Raw genomic sequence first — 3,186 nt, forward strand, 5'->3', positions numbered from 1 at the left:
GCGAGCTGCCGATCCCGACTGCGCACGCCCCTCGCTTCGAAATAATACGGCAATATTGCCGATCGTCACCCCGCCTGTAGCCATCAGGGATATATGATTCAGCGGCGCACGGATCTCTTTCAAATAGCCAATTCCGAGGCTGCCCATCGGGAACAGCTTCACTGCGCTGGCACCGGCCTCGTAAGCGGCCACAATCTCTGTCGGCGTCATGGCGCCAGGCCATACGTCGATGCCCTGCTCCAAAGCAAAGGAGATGACGGCTTGATCGATATTGGGCGAGATCAGAAACTGCGCTCCAGCCTGAACCGCCTCCTTGGCCATGGCCAGGTTCAATACAGTTCCGGCGCCTACATAGGCTCGTCCGTCGTATGCCGAGCGCCAGCCTTCGATCATGTGCAGGGCCCCATCGGTATTCAGCGTAACTTCCATGAGCCGGACGCCTCCGGCAATCAGTCCCTCACCTGCCGTCCTGGCCTGATCCCGGGTGATCCCCCGGACGATCGCAACCATTCTGGCGGACAGCAGTTCTTGCAGTACCTGTGATGTATGCATGCGTTTCATTCCTTCCGAATCTATTTTTCTAAGTATATTCGGACTTTACAGGCGTTTTCCTTCCTGGACATGTCAATTCGGCAGGATCTCTCATGCTTCCGTTTTTTTCGTCCTTAGCACAGGATTTGACGAAAAATCGACGTATTTTTCCACCGAATCTACGGAAATGCAGGGCGGGTTTCGTATATAATAGGAATGTTGTATAGAAATGATTGTTTGTGGACGTTGGTAATCCCGATGATTTTACCTTAGGAATGGAGAGATTGTCCGTGACTTACGTGGATATTTCCAATATATCGGTCGAGGTATTCGTGACCGTGCTGCTATTTCTGCTGATTATCGCCCCGCTGTTCAGCCTGGCCATTCTGCGTTTTTTTCAGGGCCGTCCCAAGGCTGGATTCACGCTCATCGCTACGGGCATTATCATCTACTTCGTGCTGCAGCTGGTCGGGAAGCTGTTCTTTTGACAGCGTTTTTAAATGTAAACAAGCCTAGGGATACCCCAGTGCGGCCCGGATCGCGGCCATTGGCGGTCATCCCTTATTTTTTGCGCCTACGAAAAAAAGGCCGCCCCGAAGGCAGCATCTCTGCTCCAGGGGACGACCTCTAATTCAGCGGTTATAGATAGATTGAACTAAAGTATTGCATTAAACTCCCTGTTATAACGGTCCAATATGGCATATAACTTTGATTTCTTTAGTTCATTCTATATAGTACGGACAGATTATTGTTGATTCAAAAACTTCTCAAACTGGGTTGTGTTCATACCCAGCACGCGGTTCTCACCAATGACAGTCAAAGGAACGGCGCGAACGCCCATGTCCCAGACCTGCTGTGCATACTCATCGTTTTGCTCGATGTTGCGTTCTTCGAACTCGATGCCCTTGTCGGCCAGGTATCCTTTTACCTGACGGCAGTGCGGGCAGTTGGTGCTGGTATATACAATCACTTTATCCATCGCTTTAGGTCACCTCATATTATGAAAATGTCGTGTATGTCAACAGGCTCTTGCGCCGGCCTGATCGGTCCAAATCATGCATCGATTACAGAGCGACTGCGCTGTGCTCCAGACTTTCAATATACTTCTCGCAATCGATTGCTGCCATACATCCGCTGCCCGCTGCCGTAATGGCCTGTCTGTAGCGGGTGTCCTGAACGTCGCCGCAGGCGAAGACGCCAGGGATGTTCGTTTCCGTCGTTCCCGGCTGCACAACGATGTAGCCGTTCTCGTCGAGCGTAATTTGGCCGCCCAAAAATCCGGTATTCGGGTGATGACCGATGGCAACGAACACACCGCTTGCTTCGAGCAGTTCCTCTTCACCTGTCTCGTTGTTCAATACTTTGAGGCCTTTCACGCCGCGCTCGTCAGCCACAACTTCGAGCGGAGTACGGTTAAGTGCCCATTCCACCTTCTCGTTGGCACGCACGCGGTCCTGCATGATCTTGGAGCCGCGCAGCTCAGTGCGGCGGTGTACCAGCGTCACTTTGGACGCAAAGCGTGTCAGGAAGCCGGCTTCTTCGAGCGCGGAGTCGCCGCCGCCGACCACGATAATTTCTTTACCGCGGAAGAAAAATCCGTCGCAGGTCGCGCAGGTGCTTACGCCGCGTCCGACATTCTCCTGCTCCCCGGGAATGCCCAGGTATTTGGCGGTAGCACCAGTGGACAGGATCAGCGTCTCGGTTTCGATCTGGCCGATGCCTTCCACGTCAAGCTTGAACGGACGTGCACCCAGTTCTACGTTGTTCACCCAGCCCGTGCGGAATTCAGCGCCGAAACGCTCCGCCTGCTTGCGCATATTATCCATCAGTTCCGGTCCCATCACGCCTTCAGGGAATCCCGGAAAGTTCTCAACTTCCGTTGTCGTTGTAAGCTGACCCCCAGGCTGCGGCCCTTCAATAATCAGCGGACTCATATTGGCCCGTGCCAAATAAATCGCTGCCGTCAATCCGGCAGGTCCTGTCCCGATAATTACGGATTTATACATAGGATCTCCCTCCAAGCTTCCCGTTCCCGGGCATCGTCCCTTAGCGGGTTCGTCCGGGATCTATTTATCATTTAATTTAAAATAATTATTATCTGATAATCATTATCATACATTTTTCATAAGATGTCAATAGATTAAGTATACATGCCTTTCACCTGAATTGTGAACAATTTAATTTTTACAAATCGTTTAACAATTTCCTTCCGCGCAAAAAAGGAACCTCCGAATCTCCTTCGGAGGTTCCTTCATTTATGAGCCGCTTCGGTCTCGACACTGCACTTACCGCAGCAGACGGAGCCCGTTCAAAATGACAAGGATCGTGCTTCCCTCGTGGCCGACCACGCCGAACGGAAGGGCGATGCCGGCGGCAAAGTTGCTGACCATCAGCAGCAAAATCACCGACACGGCGAACACCATGTTCTGCTTGACGATGCGCCGGGCGCGGCGGGCGAGGGTAATCGTTGAGGCAATCTCCTCAATGTTGTCGTTCATCAGAACGACATCCGCCACCTCGAGTGCAGTGCCGCTGCCGTTCATCCCCATACCCATGCCTACGGTGGCCGTAGCCAGTGCTGGCGCGTCATTCACGCCGTCCCCGACCATCACCACGTGGCCATACTGCTCGCGCAGCCGCTTCACATGGTTGACC

The 3,186-nt window shown here is 52.9% G+C and carries 5 protein-coding genes; 1 reads left to right on the forward strand and 4 read right to left on the reverse strand.

The features are described from left to right. Window positions 1-552, reverse strand: a 552-nt coding sequence (locus CPT76_RS28665; protein WP_308737683.1) for a bifunctional 4-hydroxy-2-oxoglutarate aldolase/2-dehydro-3-deoxy-phosphogluconate aldolase, incomplete at its 3' end; no start/stop codon positions are given. Window positions 553-821: 269 nt separating this feature from the next. On the opposite strand from CPT76_RS28665, the gene CPT76_RS28670 reads away from it, so the two are divergent. Next, window positions 822-1,019: a hypothetical protein gene (locus CPT76_RS28670; RefSeq protein ID WP_076176143.1), complete on the forward strand. Its 198-nt coding sequence runs from the start codon at window positions 822-824 to the stop codon at window positions 1,017-1,019. 257 nt (window positions 1,020-1,276) lie between these two features. Here CPT76_RS28670 and CPT76_RS28675 read toward each other — a convergent pair whose 3' ends face one another. The 3 genes from CPT76_RS28675 to CPT76_RS28685 form a co-directional block, all read right to left on the reverse strand. Beyond that, complete coding sequence (locus tag CPT76_RS28675; RefSeq protein ID WP_089549838.1) at window positions 1,277-1,510, reverse strand: glutaredoxin family protein; 234 nt, start codon at window positions 1,508-1,510, stop codon at window positions 1,277-1,279. An 85-nt stretch (window positions 1,511-1,595) separates the two neighbouring features. Continuing rightward, the gene (gene trxB, locus CPT76_RS28680) at window positions 1,596-2,537 is read right to left on the reverse strand and encodes a thioredoxin-disulfide reductase (protein WP_105445306.1); all 942 of its coding nucleotides are present in this window, start codon (window positions 2,535-2,537) and stop codon (window positions 1,596-1,598) included. Window positions 2,538-2,816: 279 nt separating this feature from the next. Then, window positions 2,817-3,186 (reverse strand): HAD-IC family P-type ATPase (locus CPT76_RS28685; protein ID WP_146116456.1); only part of this gene is annotated, 370 nt, incomplete at its 5' end.

The sequence above is a fragment of the Paenibacillus sp. AR247 genome, from assembly GCF_002968895.1.
Lineage (GTDB): Bacteria > Bacillota > Bacilli > Paenibacillales > Paenibacillaceae > Paenibacillus_AQ > Paenibacillus_AQ favisporus.

Bases quoted from the DNA above. Each gene is read 5' to 3' on its own strand.
- trxB (WP_105445306.1), bottom strand. From the start codon at position 2,537: ATGTATAAATCCGTAATTATCGGGACAGGACCTGCCGGATTGACGGCA.
- CPT76_RS28675 (WP_089549838.1), bottom strand. From the start codon at position 1,510: ATGGATAAAGTGATTGTATATACCAGCACCAACTGCCCGCACTGCCGT.